General features: G+C 64.7%; 10 protein-coding genes and 3 tRNA genes. 9 read left to right on the forward strand and 4 right to left on the reverse strand.

The annotated features are described in order from the left end of the window. The first annotated feature begins 2 nt into the window (after positions 1-2). The 3 genes from ACLB1G_RS05640 (at position 3) to ACLB1G_RS05650 (ending at position 340) form a co-directional block, all read left to right on the forward strand. Positions 3-79 (forward strand) — tRNA-Arg (locus ACLB1G_RS05640). Positions 80-130: 51 nt separating this feature from the next. Beyond that, positions 131-207 (forward strand) — tRNA-Arg (locus tag ACLB1G_RS05645). A 56-nt stretch (positions 208-263) separates the two neighbouring features. After that, positions 264-340: transfer RNA gene (locus ACLB1G_RS05650), tRNA-Arg, on the forward strand. An 11-nt stretch (positions 341-351) separates the two neighbouring features. On the opposite strand, the gene ACLB1G_RS05655 is transcribed toward ACLB1G_RS05650, so the two are convergent. The 3 genes from ACLB1G_RS05655 to ACLB1G_RS05665 form a co-directional block, all read right to left on the reverse strand. Further along, entirely contained in the window at positions 352-723 is a 372-nt protein-coding gene (locus tag ACLB1G_RS05655; RefSeq protein WP_491626214.1) for a hypothetical protein, read from the reverse strand. A gap of 63 nt (positions 724-786) precedes the next feature. Next, complete coding sequence (locus ACLB1G_RS05660; protein WP_491626215.1) at positions 787-1,740, reverse strand: D-2-hydroxyacid dehydrogenase; 954 nt, start codon at positions 1,738-1,740, stop codon at positions 787-789. Further along, positions 1,737-2,690, reverse strand: coding sequence for a LysR family transcriptional regulator (locus ACLB1G_RS05665; protein WP_491626216.1), 954 nt, complete (start codon positions 2,688-2,690; stop codon positions 1,737-1,739). Before ACLB1G_RS05665 ends, ACLB1G_RS05660 begins: the two co-directional genes overlap by 4 nt. Positions 2,691-2,802: 112 nt before the next feature. Between ACLB1G_RS05665 and ACLB1G_RS05670 the strand changes: the two genes are divergently transcribed. From ACLB1G_RS05670 to ACLB1G_RS05690, 5 genes are all read left to right on the forward strand, one after another. Next, positions 2,803-3,054 (forward strand): hypothetical protein, encoded by a 252-nt coding sequence (locus ACLB1G_RS05670; protein ID WP_491626217.1) that lies wholly within the window; start codon positions 2,803-2,805, stop codon positions 3,052-3,054. After that, positions 3,051-3,917: an alpha/beta hydrolase gene (locus ACLB1G_RS05675; protein ID WP_491626218.1), complete on the forward strand. Its 867-nt coding sequence runs from the start codon at positions 3,051-3,053 to the stop codon at positions 3,915-3,917. Before ACLB1G_RS05670 ends, ACLB1G_RS05675 begins: the two co-directional genes overlap by 4 nt. 163 nt (positions 3,918-4,080) lie before the next feature. Continuing rightward, positions 4,081-5,298, forward strand: a complete 1,218-nt coding sequence (locus tag ACLB1G_RS05680; RefSeq protein WP_491626219.1) for an efflux RND transporter periplasmic adaptor subunit — start codon at positions 4,081-4,083, stop codon at positions 5,296-5,298. Between the two features lie 12 nt (positions 5,299-5,310). Then, positions 5,311-8,502: an efflux RND transporter permease subunit gene (locus ACLB1G_RS05685; RefSeq protein WP_491626220.1), complete on the forward strand. Its 3,192-nt coding sequence runs from the start codon at positions 5,311-5,313 to the stop codon at positions 8,500-8,502. A gap of 1 nt (position 8,503) precedes the next feature. Then, a complete protein-coding gene (locus ACLB1G_RS05690; RefSeq protein ID WP_491626221.1) occupies positions 8,504-10,024 on the forward strand; it encodes an efflux transporter outer membrane subunit in 1,521 nt (506 codons plus the stop codon). Positions 10,025-10,331: 307 nt separating this feature from the next. Here ACLB1G_RS05690 and ACLB1G_RS05695 read toward each other — a convergent pair whose 3' ends face one another. After that, positions 10,332-10,640 (reverse strand): hypothetical protein, encoded by a 309-nt coding sequence (locus ACLB1G_RS05695; protein WP_491626222.1) that lies wholly within the window; start codon positions 10,638-10,640, stop codon positions 10,332-10,334. Positions 10,641-10,972: 332 nt separating this feature from the next. On the opposite strand from ACLB1G_RS05695, the gene ACLB1G_RS05700 reads away from it, so the two are divergent. Beyond that, entirely contained in the window at positions 10,973-12,937 is a 1,965-nt protein-coding gene (locus ACLB1G_RS05700; protein ID WP_491626223.1) for a PQQ-dependent sugar dehydrogenase, read from the forward strand. Positions 12,938-12,986: the final 49 nt, after the last annotated feature.

Consider the following 12,986-nt stretch of genomic DNA (forward strand, 5'->3'; position numbering starts at 1 on the left):
TTGCGGCTGTAGCTCAGCTGGATAGAGTACTTGGCTACGAACCAAGGGGTCGTGGGTTCGATTCCTGCCAGCCGCACCAAGGTTTTTGTGTTCCTTAAAAACGCAAATGTTGTTATGATGTTGTGACGTTGCGGCTGTAGCTCAGCTGGATAGAGTACTTGGCTACGAACCAAGGGGTCGTGGGTTCGATTCCTGCCAGCCGCACCAGGGTTTTTGTGTTCCTTAAAAACGCAAATGTCGTTATGATGTGCGATGTAGTATTTGCGGCTGTAGCTCAGCTGGATAGAGTACTTGGCTACGAACCAAGGGGTCGTGGGTTCGATTCCTGCCAGCCGCACCAGAATTGTGGGGTCAGATCTTCGGGTCTGGCCCCTTTTTCTTTTCCGCGCCGGTGTCCTGAGGCTGGAGGTAGATCACGATCGGTGCCGGCGCTGCCGCCGGCGCAGGTTTGGGCACTGCATTGTTCAGCACAAAGGTCATTACCGTGATACCGCTCACCGTGATGCCGATGGCGGTTCCAACGATCCATCTGACAGTGTCCGCTGCGTTTTTCTGCATCTCCCGGTGCAGTTCAGAGATATCCGCCCTGGTCGCCGTATGTTCCAGGCGTTCTTCGATACGTGCCAGGCGCTCCCCGGCTTGCGAAGCAAAACCCTCCAGCTGGCCTATTCTGGTGTCGATATGATCGAGCCTGTGATCTATCCGGTGTTGGTCTGCTTCCATGTCTTCCTCCACGCCGTGGTCACGCCAGCATACGCCGTTGCCACGGTGATGGCCTGCGCTACATCAAGCCACCACGTTGCGCGGTGCCCCGGTCTGCCACGCCTCGATATTGTCGATCAGCTGGTCGGCCAGCACCTGCATGGCCTGGCCGCTGGCCCAGGCCGTGTGCGGCGTGAGGATGAAATTCGGCAGGCGCAAATTCAGCAGCACGTTGCTGGGCGGCGGCGGTTCCTGCGCCAGCACGTCGAACCCGGCGCCGGCGATCACGCCGCGCCGCAAGGCGTCGGCCAGCGCCGCTTCGTCCACCAGCCCGCCGCGCGCCGTGTTGATCAGCAGGGCGCTGCGCTTCATGCGCGCCAGCTCGGCGGCGCCAAACAGATTGCGTGTGTGCTCCGTCAACGGCAGGTGCAGGCTGATGATGTCCGAGCTTTCCAGCAGTTCATCGAAGCCGACCTGGGTCACGGCGGGGTCGTCCACCGGTGAACGGGTGCATACCACCACTTCCATGCCGAAGGCGCGCGCCAGCGCCGCCACCGACTTGCCCAGCGCGCCATAGCCCATCAGTCCCAGGCGGCTGCCGGCCAGGTCGGCGATCGGGTGGTCGAGCAGGCAGAAGCGGTCGGACTGCTGCCAGCGTCCGGCCTCGATATCGGCGCGGTAGGCGATCAGGTTGCGGCGCAGGGCCAGCATCAGGGCGAAGGTATGCTCGGGCAGGGTATGCACCGCGTAGTTGCGGATGTTGCTGACGATTATGCCGCGCTCGCGACAAGCCGCCAGGTCGATGATGTCGGTGCCGGTGGCGGCTACCGCGATCAGCTTCAGGTCCGGCAGCTGCGCCAGCTCCGCCGCCCGCAGCGGCACCTTGTTGGTGATGGCGATGGTGGCGCCGGCCAGGCGCTGCACGGCCTGGGCGGCCAGCGTGGCCGGGTATTCCTCCCAGCCGTGCTCGAAGGCGGGACGGCGGATAGTCGCGATCACGCTGTCGCGGTCCAGGAAAACAATGCGGTGCTTGCTCATGCTGCGGCCTCCAGGGCGGTGAATGGCGGCACGCCGGTGCGGGACAGGCGCATGCCGGGATGTTGCGAAAACAGTTCGGCCACCCATTCCACGAACACCCGCACCTTGGCCGACAGGTGGCGGTTCTGCGGATAGACGATATGGATGGGCAGGGGATCGGACACCCAGTCCGGCAGTATCATTTCCAGCTTGCCGGCCTTGATATAGGGCTCGAACATGAAATTGGGCGACTGCACGATGCCCAGCCCGGCCAGCCCGGCCGCGATATAGGCGTTGGAATCGTTCAGGGCGATATGGCCAGGCAGGGCCACCTGCACCCGCTCGCCGTTGCGCGAAAAATCCCAGTCATAGATCTTGCCGGTGCGCGCAGAAAAATAATTCACGCAGCGGTGCCGCAGCAAATCGTTGGGGTGGCCGGGACGCCCGTAGCGCGCCAGGTAGCTGGGCGCGGCGCAGCTGACGAAATGCAGGATGGCGACCCGGCGTGCGATCAGGCTGGAGTCGCCCAGCTCGCCGCCGCGCACGGCGCAGTCCACCCCTTCCTCGATCAGGTCGACCGGACGGTCGCTGCAGCCCAGCTCGAGCTGTATGTCCGGATAGCGGGCGAAGAAATCGGGCAGGGCGGGGATCAGCACGTCGCTGGCCAGGCCGGTGGGAGCGTCCACGCGCAGCCGCCCGCTGGGACTGAGGCGGGTGCGCGACAGCGATTCCTCGGCCTCGCGCACATCGGACAGGATGCGCAGGCAGCGTTCGTAATAGGCGGCGCCGTCGGCCGTGACGCTCACATGGCGGGTGGTGCGGTTGAGCAGCTTGACCGACAGCGCCGTCTCCAGCGACTGTATCAAGGTGGAGACGGTGGCCTTGGGCAGCTGCATGTTTTCCGCCGCGCGCGTGAAGCCGCCGGCATCCACCACCTGCACAAATACTTCCATCGCTTGCAGTTTATTCATTTTGACCCATCATTGTTCGGAATCCTGAACAATCAATTCGACATAGACGACTTTATCAGATTGTAGATCATGTTTATCATTGTTGTACTGCAGCATAAGACAGGAGAAGATCATGGGATACCGTAACGTATTATTTGCCGCCCTGGCACTGGCGGTCAGCTCGCTGGCGCTGGCCGGCGTACTGCACACGGACGCCTACAGCCAGGCGGCGCGCAGCGAGGCCCTGGGCCTGCAGGCGCTGACCGAACGCCTGCAGGGCGAGGCCATGATCTGCGACGCCGACCAGGTGGTGCAGCCCGCCGCCCAGCCAGCCGCTGAAGCGACGTTGTTGTCCTCGGCCGTCTCCGCCACGGTGCAGCGATGAACCAGCCCGCCGCCGGCCTGCTGCCCCTGTCGGACACCCTCAAGGTACGCGACCTCGAGGTGCGCGGTGCCGAGCAGCCGCTGGCTGCCCGCCTGTACACCTGCGGCGCGGCGGGCCAGAAGCGCGACGGCCTGCTGGTGTTCTTCCACGCCGGCGGCTTCGTCGGCGGTGACCTGGACGACGCGGATATCTTCCTGCGGCACCTGGTCAACTGCCATGAAAACCTGGCCGTGCTGGCCTCGAACTACACCCTGGCCACCGTCAAGCCGTTCCCGGCGGCGGTGGAGGACGCCCATGCCGTGCTGCTGTGGGCAAAAAAGAACAAAAGCAAGCTGGGTTGGACCGGCAAGCAGCTGCTGGTGGCCGGCATCGAGGCCGGCGCCAACCTGGCGGCCGTGTGCGCGCTGATGTCGCGCGACCGGGGCGGTCCGGCGCTGGCCGGGCAGATCCTGATCATGCCCATGCTGGACCCGGGCCTGACCACCTGCTCCATGCGCGACCTGCCGGCCGCGCCGGAAATGGTGGAGGTGGCGGACGCCTGCGCGGCGGCCTACCGCGGCTACCTGCCCAACGCGGCCGACCGCACCCATCCGTACGCATCGCCGCTGCAGTCGAGCCGCCTGAAGAACTTGCCGCCGGCCCTGATCCTGTCCGCCGAGGACGACCCGCTGCGTGACGAAGCGGAACAATACGGCGCCAAGCTGATTTCCTGTGGCACCAAGACCACGGTCAGGCGCTTGCAGCCGGCGCCCCTGCATGAATCGGGGGCCCGCAACGAATGCGCGTGCAGGCAAAGCGCGCTGGGAGAAATGACCAGCTTCATTGCTGGCCTGGAACGGACCGAGACACCTCCAGCCATATAAGGTTTCCCCAACACCCAAGCAGTCTCTGAAGCAACACGCCACCGGCATGCTGGTGAGCGTGAAGTACCGTGTCATCTCGTATTTTTATCCGGGACGCCCGGTGCCGCCATCTTTATTAATTATTTTCATATAAAAAGGGATTAACATGAAAAACATTAACTCAATGACCGCCAAGGCAAGGCCGCTCGCCGCTGCCCTGGCGCTGGCGGGACTGGCCGCGTTCGGCCTCTCGGGTTGCGAGGAAGCAACCGGCAAGACAGCCGAGGCGCCTGCCGCCGGCGGTCCGCCGGTATCGGCCGCCGTGGTGGTCGAGAAAACCATCAATGAAACCCAGGAATTCTCGGGCCGCCTGGAAGCCATCGAGCAGGTGCAGATCCGTCCACGCGTGGGCGGCTACATCACCGCCATCAACTTCAAGCAGGGCGGCACCGTGCGCAAGGGCGAGGTGCTGTTCGTGATCGACCCGCGCCCCTACCAGGCCGAAGCCAACCGCGCCGAAGCGGCCGCCCACTCGGCGCGCGCCAAGGCCGACCTGGCCAAGCTGGAACTGGCGCGCTCGGAAAAACTGCTGGCCGACAAGGCCATCGCCCAGCGCGAATACGACGAGAAAGCTTCCAATTTCAAGGAACTGGACGCCAGCGCCCGCGCGGCCCAGGCCCAGTACGAGGCGGCCGCCCTCAACCTTAGCTACACCAAGGTCACCTCGCCCATCGACGGCCGCGTCGGCAAGGCGGAAATCACCCTGGGCAACCTGGTGGACGCCTCGGCCGTGCTGACCTCCGTGGTTTCGCTGGACAAGATCTACGCCAGCTTCGACGGCGACGAGGACACCTATCTGCGTGTGGGCGCCGCCGCCCATGCCGGCAAACCGGCCGTGGTGCGCATCGGCCTGGCGAACGAAACCGGCTTCCCGCACGAAGGCAAGCTGGAATTCGTGGACAACCAGCTCGACACCAAGAGCGGCTCGGTGCGCATGCGCGCCACCCTGGCCAACAGCGACGGCGCCCTGGTGCCCGGCCTGTTTGCCCGCGTGCAGCTGTCCGAGGGCGAATCGGCCAAGCCCGCGCTGCTGATCACCGACCGCGCCGTGGGCACCGACCAGAACCGCAAGTTCGTGTTCGTGGTGGGCGCCGACAGCAAGGCTGAATACCGTCCCGTGCAGCTGGGCCCGCAAGCCAACGGCCTGCGCGTGGTGCGCGACGGCTTGAAACCGGGCGAGAAAATCGTGGTCAACGGCCTGCAGCGCGTGCATCCGGGCGCGCCCATCACGGCCCAGACCGTGGCCATGGACTTCGATCCGCTGGCCCCCGCCGCCGCCAAGCCGGAAGCGAAAAAAGACGACAAGGTGGCCGCCGCCGCGCCGGCCGCCAAGAAGGAATAAGGGAATAACAATATGAACATCTCACGATTTTTCGTCGACAAGCCCATCTTCGCTGGTGTGCTGTCCATCCTGATCTTCGTGGCCGGCCTGATTGCCATCTTCAAGCTGCCGATCTCGGAGTATCCGGACGTGGTGCCGCCCTCGGTGGTGGTGCGCGCCCAGTACCCGGGCGCCAACCCCAAGATCATTGCCGAAACCGTGGCCGCGCCGCTGGAGGAGCAGATCAACGGCGTCGAGAACATGCTGTACATGTCCTCGCAAAACACCTCGGACGGCGCGCTGGCGCTGACCGTCACCTTCAAGATCGGCACCAATGTCGAGCAGGCTGAAACGGCGGTGCAGAACCGCGTGCAGCGCGCCTTGCCGCGCCTGCCGGAAGAGGTGCGCCAGATCGGCGTGACCACCGTCAAGTCGTCGCCCAACCTGACCATGGTGGTCCACCTGCAGTCGCCCAACGGCCGCTATGATGACCTGTACCTGCGCAACTACGCGGTGCTGAACATCAAGGACCAGCTGGCGCGCCTGCCCGGCATGGGCGAGGTGCAGCTGTTCGGTTCCGGCGACTACGCCATGCGCGTCTGGCTCGATCCGCAGAAAGTGGCGGCGCGCGGCCTGACCGCCGGCGACGTGGTGAACGCCATCCGCGAGCAGAACGTGCAGGTGGCTGCCGGCGTGATCGGCCAGGGTCCGACCAAGAATGCGGACTTCCAGCTGACCGTCAACACGCAAGGACGCTTGCAGAGCGAAGAGGAATTCGGCAACATCATCCTCAAGACCAACGCCGATGGCGCCGTGACCCAGCTGCGCGACGTGGCGCGCCTGGAAATGGGCTCCAACTCCTACGCCCTGCGTTCGCTGCTGAACAATAACTCGGCGGTGGCCATTCCCATCTTCGAGGCGCCCAACGCCAATGCCCTGCAGCTGTCGCACGACGTGCGCGAAACCATGGCCCGCCTGTCCAAGGACTTCCCGGAAGGCGTGACCTACAGCGTGGTGTACGACCCCACCCAGTTCGTGCGCGAATCGATCCGCGCCGTGATCCACACCCTGATTGAAGCCATCGTGCTGGTGGCGCTGGTGGTGATCGTGTTCCTGCAGACCTGGCGTGCTTCCGTGATCCCGCTGCTGGCGGTGCCGGTGTCGGTGGTCGGTACCTTTGCCGTGATGCTGGGCTTCGGCTTCTCGATCAACACGCTGTCGCTGTTCGGCCTGGTGCTGGCCATCGGTATCGTGGTGGACGACGCCATCGTGGTGGTGGAAAACGTGGAACGTAACATCCACAACGGCCTGTCGCCGCGCGACGCCACCATCCAGGCCATGAAGGAGGTGAGCGGTCCCATCATCGCCATCGCCCTGGTGCTGTGCGCCGTGTTCGTGCCGATCGCCTTCGTGTCCGGCCTGTCGGGCCAGTTCTACAAGCAGTTCGCCCTGACCATCGCGATTTCGACCGTGATCTCGGCCTTCAGCTCGCTGACCCTGGCGCCTGCGCTGGCGGCATCGCTGCTCAAACCCGTGGGTGCGCCCAAGGATGCGCTGACCCGTGGCATGGACAAGATCTTCGGCGGCTTCTTCGCCTGGTTCAACCGCTTCTTCAACCGCGCCTCGCACAGCTATGAAACCGGCGTGACCGGCGTGCTGCGCCGCAAGGGCGCCTCGCTGATCGTGTACGCAGTGCTGGGCGTGGCCGCCGGCTTCATGTTCAAGGTGGTGCCGCCGGGCTTCGTGCCGGCCCAGGACAAGCAGTACCTGATCGGCTTCGCCCAGCTGCCGGACGCCGCCTCGCTGGACCGCACCGACGCCGTGATCCGCAAGATGTCCGACATCGCCAAGGAAATCCCCGGCGTGGACAGCTCGATTGCCTTCCCCGGCCTGTCGATCAACGGCTTCACCAATGCGCCCAACGCCGGCATCGTGTTCACCAGCCTGAAACCGTTCGACGAGCGCACCAAGAAAAGCGAATCGGCCGAAGCCATCGCCGCCGAGATCAACAAGCGCATGGGCGCGATCGAAGGCGCGTTCGTGATGGTGCTGCCGCCGCCCCCGGTGAACGGCCTGGGCACCACCGGCGGCTTCAAGCTGATGATAGAAGACCGCGACAACCTCGGTCCCGATGAGCTGTACAAGGCGGTGCAGGCGGTGCAGATGAAGGCCTGGCAGAATCCCAAGCTGGCCGGCGTGTTCTCCAGCTACCAGATCAACGTGCCGCAGCTGTTTGCCGACATCGACCGCGCCAAGGCCAAGCAATTGGGGGTGCCGCTGCAGACCATTTACCAGACGCTGCAGATCAACCTGGGCTCGCTGTACGTGAACGACTTCAACCAGTTTGGCCGCACCTACCAGGTGCGCGTGCAGGCTGACCAGCAGTTCCGTTCGCACGCCGAGGATATCGCCCAGCTCAAGGTCCGCAACGACAAGGGCGAGATGATCCCGTTGTCCTCGCTGATGCGCATCAAGGACAGCTATGGCCCGGACCGCGTGCAGCGCTACAACGCCTACGTGGCGGCCGAGATCAACGGCGCCCCGGCTCCTGGCGTGTCCTCGGGCGAGGCCCAGGCCGAGATCACCAAGATCGTGCAGGACACCCTGCCGAAAGGGATCTCCTACGAATGGACCGAGCTGGTCTACCAGGACATCCTGTCCGGTAACACCATGATCTACGTGTTCCCGCTGTGCGTGCTGCTGGTGTTCCTGGTGCTGGCCGCCCAGTACGAAAGCTGGACCCTGCCGCTGGCCGTGATCCTGATCGTGCCGATGTCCATCCTGTGCGCCCTGATCGGCGTCAAGCTGACCCACGGCGACAACAACGTGTTCACCCAGATCGCCCTGTTCGTGCTGGTGGGGCTGGCCTCGAAGAACGCCATCCTGATCGTGGAATTCGCCCGCGAACTGGAACACCACGGCCGCAGCATCGTGCAGGCCGCGCTGGAAGCATGCCGCTTGCGCCTGCGTCCCATCCTGATGACGTCTATCGCCTTCATCATGGGTGTGGTGCCGCTGGTGTTCTCGCACGGCGCCGGCTCGGAAATGCGCCATGCCATGGGCGTGGCCGTGTTTGCCGGCATGCTGGGCGTGACCTTCTTCGGCCTGTTCCTGACGCCGGTGTTCTACGTGCTGTTGCGCACCCTGGCGGTCAGGCTGGAAAAGAACAAATCCCCGGTGGTGGCCGCCGATGGCGCCGCCGCCCAACTGGAAGGGACCCATTGAGATGAAAACCATGATTGCAAAAGGCGTGGCCCCGCTGGTGGCCGCCTTGCTGCTGACCGCGTGCGCCGCACCGGAATTCAAGCAGCCCACGATCGAGGTGCCTGCGGCATTCAAGGAACCGCAGGCGCCCGCCAACAACGCCGTGCAGACGGCGGCCGACGGCAGCACCTGGAAACAGGGCCGTCCGGCCGAAGCGCAGCCGCGCGGCGAATGGTGGCTGGCCTTCAACGATCCAGCCCTGAATGAGCTGATCGCCGAGGCCACCCGCGCCAACGCCAACCTGGCGGTGGCGGCAGCCCGCGTCAAGCAGGCGCGCGCCATTGCCGGCATCGCCGAGGCGGACCGCATCCCGCAGGTCGGCGTCAACGTAGGCGCCCAGCGCGTGCAGCAGTCGCCGCTGGAGGCCAACCTGCCGCCCGGCACCCGCGTACCGATCGGTAACGCCTACTCGGCGCGGCTGACGGCCAGCTACGAAGTCGATTTGTTCGGCCGCGTCTCGTCCAACGTGGCGGCGGCGCGCAACGACGCGGCCACGGTGGAAGCCAATTACCGCTCGGTCCTGCTGTCGGTGCAGGCCGACGTGGCGCAGACCTACTTCCGTTTGCGCGCCACCGACGCCGAGCTGGAAACGCTGGAACGCACGGTCCGCACCCGCGAGGAAAACGTCAAGGTCAACCAGCGCCGCTTCGACCTGGGCGACATCGGCGAATTCGACCTGTCGCGTGCCAAGACCGAGCTGGCCACAGCGCGCGCCGAGGCCATCGGCCTGCAGCGCCAGCGCGTCAACACCGAGCATGCGCTGGCGGTCCTGCTGGGCAAGCCGGCCGCCAGTTACACGGCCGGCGCCAGCCCGCTGCTCGATACCGCGCTGCTGCCGGTGATTCCGGCCGGCCTGCCGTCCACGCTGCTGGAGCGCCGCCCCGACATCGTGGCGGCCCAGCGCACCATGGAAGCATCCAATGCGCGCATCGGCGTGGCCCGTTCGGCCATGTTCCCGGCCCTGACCCTGAACGCCAACGGCGGCGGCGTGGCCGACGGCTTCGGCGACGTGTTCAAGTGGAGCAGCCGCTCCTGGCTGCTGGGCGCGCTGATGTCCATGCCGCTGGTCGATGGCGGCCGCAACAAGGCCAACATCACGCGCAGCGAAGCGGCGCTGGAGGAATCGGTGGGAACCTACCGCCAGAGCGTGCTGAATGCGTTTGCCGAAGTCGAGGACAACCTGGCCGGGTTGCGCATCCTGTCCGGACAGACGGCGCAGATCGAGGATGCGCTGGTGTCGGCGCGCCGCTCGGCCGAACTGGCGCAGAAGCTGTATGAGGCCGGCCGTTCCAGCTACCTGGACCTGCTGGACGCCCAGCGCAACCTGGCGGCGGTGGAACGCAGCGCGGTGCAGCTGCGCGGCAGCCGCGCGGTGACCACGGTTGCCCTGATACGTTCGCTGGGCGGTGGCTGGGGCGATTCGGTGCCAGCCCAGGCCCAAGCGCAACCGCAGGTGCAGGCCTCCGCGCTCGCGCGCCAGTAGCGGCACCAGGCGCCAGTAAGGTCCACTTAGCGCCGCCAAACGGCGCTAAGTGGTACTAAGCGGCAAAAAGCGGCACCAAGCGGCACCAAGCGTTACCAAGCGTTACCAAGCGCGCCAGGCGCCAACACTGCAATGAAAAAGGCGGGCCCGCGCAAGCGGCCCGCCTTTTTTGCGTGCTGCGCACGCCCGCCTGGCTACGGCGGCGGCAAGGGCGTCCGGCAGAACTCCGCCGCGCGTTGATGCGGCGGTCTGCCAGCGCGTCCGTGCCGTTGCCGGCCGCGTGCTGGCGGCCGGCGACTGCCCTGGCTTACTTGGCCGGAGCGGCTTCGGCGGCGGCGCTGGCCTTGGCTTTTTCAGCCTTGGCGTGGGCCTTGGTTTTCTTCAGCTTGGCGTCGGCCTTGGCGCTGGCGACTTCCTCATGGGCGCTGGCGACGGCCTTCGCTTCCTTGGCGTCAGCCTTGGCCACTTCCTTGGCTTCCTTGGCGTCGGCTTTGGCGGCAGCCTTGGTTTCCTTGGCTTCGGCCTTGGCAGCCGGCACGGTGGTGGGGGCCGGGGTCTGTGCGAAGGCAGCGGTAGCGAACAGGCCAGCGATCAGGGTAGCGACGATTTTGTTCATGATGAAGTCCTCCAGTGGTTTATCAGGTTTCGGGCCCGGGAGTTTTCCCGTGTCTCTGAGCAAAAAACGCTGTCCGCTACCCCATCGTTGACCCTGATTACAAACGCTTACAAACAGTGCCAGCGCGCCCCAGCGTGGCTGGCTTGCCACAATCCAGGTAGTGCTTGCGGTTCAATGGTGCGCATCCTACCCTGCATGCACAGCGCGCTCATGTCGAGCATAGGCTGGCTGAGGATGGTGCTTCCATGAACTATGTCCCGCACGCTTACATCTTTGCGCTGACGTATGCGCTTGCGACTGTTACGGCATATGCGGCCGATCCTGTGAAGATAGTGAGCAGCGCATCGCAGCGCTGCCTGGACATTACCTACGGCAGCCAGGAGCCGCGTACCCCCGCCATTATTTTCGATTGCCATGGCGGCATCAACCAGCAATGGGAGTTCACGGCGGCGGGGGAGATGCGCACTTTCGGCGGCGCCCGCTGCCTGGATATCCGCGCCAATAGCTCGCAGCCACAAGCTATCGTGCAGTCCTATCCCTGCAATGGCGGTGGCAACCAAAAATGGGTGCTGAGATCGGACAAGACCATCCTCAATCCGCAGTCTGGCCTGTGCCTGACTGTGATAGGCGGCGCCACCGCCAATGAAACGGGGATCGATATATGGCGCTGTGAAGCCAGCACCCATCAGCAATGGTCCGCCGTTCCGCTGCGGACGCCGCCAGCCGACACCCAGGCGCCAACGCCGCCCAGCGGCCTGGCGCTGGCCGGCCTGACCTGCCGTTCCGTGCAACTCAGCTGGAAGGCATCGACCGATAACGTGGGCGTGGCGTATTACGATATCTATCACGACGGCCAATCGCTGGGTACCGTCAACGCCAGCGCGCTGGCCGCCTCGCTGGCACTGACGCCGGGCGCGAGCTGGGGCTTGTACGTCAATGCCCGCGATGCGGCCGGTAATGTGTCGCAGGCCAGCGCCTCGCTGCAGGTCAAGGTGCCGCAATGCCAGTCCGACACCCAGGCGCCATCCGTGCCCGGTGACCTGCGCGGCACCGTGTCGGGCACGAGCGTGAGCTTGAGCTGGGCCGCCTCGACCGACAACGTCGGCGTGGTCGCCTATGATATTTACCGCAACAACGTGAAGGTGGGCTCCACCAGCGCGCTCGGCTATACCGACACCGGTTTGGCGGCCAACACGACTTATCAATACACATTGGCCGCGCGCGATGCCCAGGGCAATGTCTCGCCACGCGGGACTACCTTGTCGTTGACCTCGGGCAGCGCCTGCGTGGATGTCATTTGCTCGGTGGCTCAGGCGGCGGCCGAGACCGATATTCCGTGGGGCCTGGTGGCGCTGCCGGACGGTACAGTGATGTACAGCCGCCGCGACGCGCAGGACATCATCCTGTTGAACCCGGTATCCGGCGCGAAACGTAGCCTGGGCATGATCCCCAATGTCCAGGGTACCGATGGCGAAGGCGGCTTGCTGGGGTTGGCCATCCCGCCCGGATTCCCGGACCAGGATACGTGGCTCTACATTTATCACACCAGCGCCACCGACAACCGCATCGTACGCATCCGCTACCGCAACGGCGCACTCGATACCACAACGCTGGAAGTCCTGCTGCAGGGTATCAGCCGTAACAAGTTTCATAATGGCGGACGCCTGCGCTTCGGCCCTGATGGCAAGCTGTATGCCAGCACCGGCGATGCCCAGAACGGTGATTATGCACAGGACATCAAGCACTTGAACGGCAAGATATTGCGCCTCAATCCGAACGGCACCGTACCGGCGGACAATCCTTTCGGCAACTATGTCTGGAGCTATGGCCACCGCAATCCCCAGGGGCTGGCTTTCGATGCGCGAGGCCGTTTGTGGGAGCAGGAATTCGGCGATACCCAGGATGAAACCAATCTGATCGTCAAGGGCGGCAACTACGGCTGGCCCAATTGCGAAGGCGTCATGTGGCACGGCGGTAACGGCTGCGGCATCGCGGGCTATATCGCGCCCAAATATACGTATCCCAATGTGGATGGTTCATGCAGCGGCATTGCCATCGTGCGCGAATCCTTGTACGTGGCCTGCCTGTTCGGCAAGCGGCTGTACCGCAGCGATATCAGTGGCGACAACCTGGCCAATGTAAGGCAGTTCTTCGCCGGCACCTATGACAGGTTGCGCACGGTGGAGCCGTCCATCGATGGCAACCTGTGGATGACGAGCAGCGATGCCGCCGGCGACAAGGACAGCATACCCAACAACACAGTCACCAGGGTATTCAAGGTGATCCTGAAGCAGTAAGCGCGGTGTGCCGCCAGGCGCTTTGCTGGCTGTGTGTGCTGTCGCACGG

The organism is Duganella kummerowiae (assembly GCF_053572355.1).

Excerpts from the sequence above, each read along its gene's own strand:
- ACLB1G_RS05655 (WP_491626214.1), bottom strand. The coding sequence starts at position 723 with ATGGAAGCAGACCAACACCGGATAGATCACAGGCTCGATCATATCGAC.
- ACLB1G_RS05660 (WP_491626215.1), bottom strand. The coding sequence starts at position 1,740 with ATGAGCAAGCACCGCATTGTTTTCCTGGACCGCGACAGCGTGATCGCG.
- ACLB1G_RS05665 (WP_491626216.1), bottom strand. The coding sequence starts at position 2,690 with ATGAATAAACTGCAAGCGATGGAAGTATTTGTGCAGGTGGTGGATGCC.
- ACLB1G_RS05670 (WP_491626217.1), top strand. The coding sequence starts at position 2,803 with ATGGGATACCGTAACGTATTATTTGCCGCCCTGGCACTGGCGGTCAGC.
- ACLB1G_RS05675 (WP_491626218.1), top strand. The coding sequence starts at position 3,051 with ATGAACCAGCCCGCCGCCGGCCTGCTGCCCCTGTCGGACACCCTCAAG.
- ACLB1G_RS05680 (WP_491626219.1), top strand. The coding sequence starts at position 4,081 with ATGACCGCCAAGGCAAGGCCGCTCGCCGCTGCCCTGGCGCTGGCGGGA.
- ACLB1G_RS05685 (WP_491626220.1), top strand. The coding sequence starts at position 5,311 with ATGAACATCTCACGATTTTTCGTCGACAAGCCCATCTTCGCTGGTGTG.
- ACLB1G_RS05690 (WP_491626221.1), top strand. The coding sequence starts at position 8,504 with ATGAAAACCATGATTGCAAAAGGCGTGGCCCCGCTGGTGGCCGCCTTG.
- ACLB1G_RS05695 (WP_491626222.1), bottom strand. The coding sequence starts at position 10,640 with ATGAACAAAATCGTCGCTACCCTGATCGCTGGCCTGTTCGCTACCGCT.